Genomic DNA, 3,462 nt, shown 5'->3' on the forward strand with positions numbered 1-3,462 from the left:
CCGATGCTTCGATGCCAGTGATCAACCTGGATAGCGGCTTGTGGCAGGACGAATCCGTTCAGAATCCCGAGGTGGCTGGGCTGAGGTCCTCGCATTTGGCCTACGTGATTTACACCTCGGGTTCGACGGGTCTGCCTAAAGGCGTGATGATCGAGCACCGCAACACGGTGAACTTCCTGACCTGGGCCCATCGCTCCTTCGATGACGTCACATTGTCGAAAACCCTGTTCTCGACTTCGCTGAACTTCGACTTGGCCGTCTACGAGTGCTTCGCGCCGCTGACCTCCGGCGGCAGCATCGACGTGGTCACTAATGTGCTGGAACTGCAACAGGGCGAGCACGACATTACCTTGATCAACACCGTACCGTCGGCCCTCAAGGCGTTGTTGGAATCGGGCGGGTTGGGCGAGGGCGTCGACACGGTGAACGTCGCCGGTGAAGCCTTGAAGCGCAGTTTGGTGGAAGCATTGTTCGAACAGACCCAGGTCAAGCGCCTGTGCAACCTCTATGGCCCTTCGGAAACCACGACGTATTCGAGTTGGGTGTCGATGGCCCGCGAGGATGGGTTTGCCGCGCACATTGGTAAACCGGTGGCGAACACCCAGTTCTATCTGCTGGACGAGCACAAGCAACCGGTGCCACTGGGCGTTCCGGGCGAAATCTACATCGGTGGTGCTGGGGTGGCGCGGGGTTATTTGAACCGCGAGGACCTGACGGCCGAGCGTTTCCTGAAAGATCCGTTCAGCAGTGATCCAAATGCCCGCATGTATCGCACTGGCGACCTGGGCCGCTACCTGCCGGACGGCAACATCGAATACCTGGGCCGCAACGACGACCAGGTGAAAATCCGTGGTTTCCGCATCGAGCTGGGCGAGATCGAAGCCAAGCTCGCCCGCCACGAAGCGCTGAAAGAAACCGTAGTCCTGGCCCGCGAAGACATACCAGGCGACAGGCGCCTGGTGGCCTATTTCACCCAACACTCGCCGGACGAAGCCGTCGACATCGAAACCCTGCGCACGCAGCTGCAAACGCAGCTGCCGGCCTATATGGTGCCCGCTGCCTACGTGCGCCTGGATGCCTTGCCGCTGACGCCGAACGGCAAGCTCGACCGCAAGGCGCTACCGGCCCCCGACAGCCATGCATACACTACGCGTCTGTATGAAGCCCCGGTGGGCGACATGGAGATCAAGCTGGCAGCGTTGTGGGCGCAGTTGCTCAAGGTCGAACGAGTGGGGCGGCATGACCACTTCTTCGAGCTGGGTGGTCACTCGTTGCTCGCCGTGACACTGATCGAACGCATGCGCAAGGACGGCATGGAGGCCGATATCCGTGTGCTGTTCGGCCAGCCCACCCTCGCCCTGGTGGCTGCCGCCGTGGGCGAGGTACGGCCTATCGATGTGCCGATGACGACTATTCCCGCGCTCACGCGCAAACGCAGTATCTGAGTCGGCTGCTTCACCTGAGGGATCAATGCCCTGTCCCGGGCTTCCGGGCAGGGCGCTCGCCCTGGATCCCGCGCATCTGTATGTCCTGTCTGGCCGACGTCGGGGCTTGTCCCTGCTTCCCATGACAGACATCACCTACCGAATGCTCTAATTTTTTTTGGCCTGTAAGGCGGCGGTTCGCGAACCGCCGCCTTCGGTTGAACGTGACGATTATCCAGCGCTTTGGCCCGTGCGCCGAGGTCGGCCCAACCGCCGTCCAGGCGCCGTGCCGTACCTGAAAAACACGTTTTTATCGTCAACCACTCCGAACTAGAAAAGCAGGTTCTTCAATGCAATTCAGCGAATTGATGACAGCTCTGTCCCAGCACCCGATTCGTCTCCAACAGGACGACGACAACCTTGTGATTCTGGGCGACGACGAAGGACTGGACAATGCGCTGTGGGACAGCCTGATTGCCCATAAGCGCGAACTGCTCGAACTGGTGGAGAGAAACGGTGGCGACTGGCTGAGCCCAGCATTTCGTATCACGCCAGACATGTTGCCCCTGGCCCACCTCGGCCAGGAGACGATCGACCGGATTGTCGACAGCGTTCCTGGCGGTGCGGGCAACGTGCAGGATATCTACCCCCTGGCGCCTTTGCAGGAGGGCATTCTCTACCATTACCTCGCCGCAGGGCAGGGTGACCCCTATGTGTTGCAGTCCTTGTTCGGCGCGGATCGACGGGCACGCCTGGATGATTTTACCCAGGCGCTGCAAGGCGTGATCGATCGCCACGACATATTGCGCACCTCGATGGTGTGGGAAGGCTTGGACGAACCGGTGCAAGTGGTCTGGCACCAGGCCCGGTTGACGCTGGAAGAGATCGCGCTGGACCCTGCCGATGGTGACATCCTGTGGCAACTGCAACAACGCTTCGACACCCGGCATCACCGCTTGGATGTCGGCCAGGCGCCGCTGATGCGCCTGGTCTGTGCGCAGGATCAAACCCATCAGCGCTGGGTGGCGATCCTGTTGTTCCATCACATGGCGATGGACCATGCGGCGCTGGAACTGGTGCAGCATGAGATGCAGGCATTCCTGCTCGGGCAGGCCGACCAGTTACCCGACCCCGTGCCGTATCGCAACTATGTGGCGCAGGTTCGCCTGGGCGTGGGCGGCGATTCCCATGAGGCGTTTTTCCGCGAGATGCTCGGCGATGTCGATGAGCCAACGTTGCCGCTGGGTTTTTCCGCAGTGCCCGAAGGCGAATCGGTGGTCGAGGAAGTCCACCTGCCGATCGATGGAGAATTGAGCCGTCGCTTACGGGCTCAGGCCCGTCAGTTGGGTGTCAGCGCGGCAGCTTTGTATCACTTGGCCTGGGCGCGGGTGGTCGGGGCTGTTTCCGGCCGGCAGGACGTGGTGTTCGGCACGGTGTTGATGGGCCGGATGCAGGGCGGCGACGGTGCCGACCGGGCACTGGGCATGTTCATCAATACACTGCCGTTGCGGGTGAAGTTGGCCGGGCAGGGTGTGCGCGAAGGGGTAAAAGCCACCCATGCGGGCCTGACCGCGTTGCTCGGCCATGAGCACGCTTCGTTGGCCTTGGCCCAGCGTTGCAGCGGCGTGCCCGCGCCCGCGCCGTTGTTCGGTTCGTTGCTCAACTATCGCCACAGCGGCACGGCGCAAGCGCCCACGGCACAGACGCTGGAGGCGTGGGAAGGACTGCATTCGCTGGGCGGTGCGGAGGGCACCAATTATCCGCTGACTTTGTCGGTGGATGATCTGGGCGAAGGCTTCAGTCTCAGCGTGCTGGCCCTGGCCGGGATTGGTGCCCAGCGCATTGCCGGCTCTATGCGCCAGGCTCTGGAAAGCCTGGTCGGCATGCTTGAACAGCAGCCGGAGCTACCCCTGCAGCAGGTGTCGATCCTGCCGACGTCGGAAAGCGAGAAGTTGTTGGTGACGTTCAACGCCACCGAGGCGGACTATCCGCGACAACAGACGATCCATGGGTTGTTCGAGGAACAGGTCCAGCGTAC

2 protein-coding genes are annotated in these 3,462 nt (G+C 61.8%); both read left to right on the forward strand.

Annotation, left to right across the window (positions count from 1 at the left end; all coding sequences use genetic code 11):
• The coding region (locus tag AACY31_RS28320) for a non-ribosomal peptide synthetase (protein WP_339505587.1) at nucleotides 1-1,445 on the forward strand (1,445 nt) is incomplete at its 5' end.
• Nucleotides 1,446-1,774: 329 nt separating this feature from the next.
• Nucleotides 1,775-3,462, forward strand: a 1,688-nt coding sequence (locus AACY31_RS28325; RefSeq protein ID WP_339493205.1) for a condensation domain-containing protein, incomplete at its 3' end; no start/stop codon positions are given.

The sequence above is a fragment of the Pseudomonas sp. RL_105y_Pfl2_101 genome (assembly GCF_963970585.1).
Lineage (GTDB): Bacteria > Pseudomonadota > Gammaproteobacteria > Pseudomonadales > Pseudomonadaceae > Aquipseudomonas.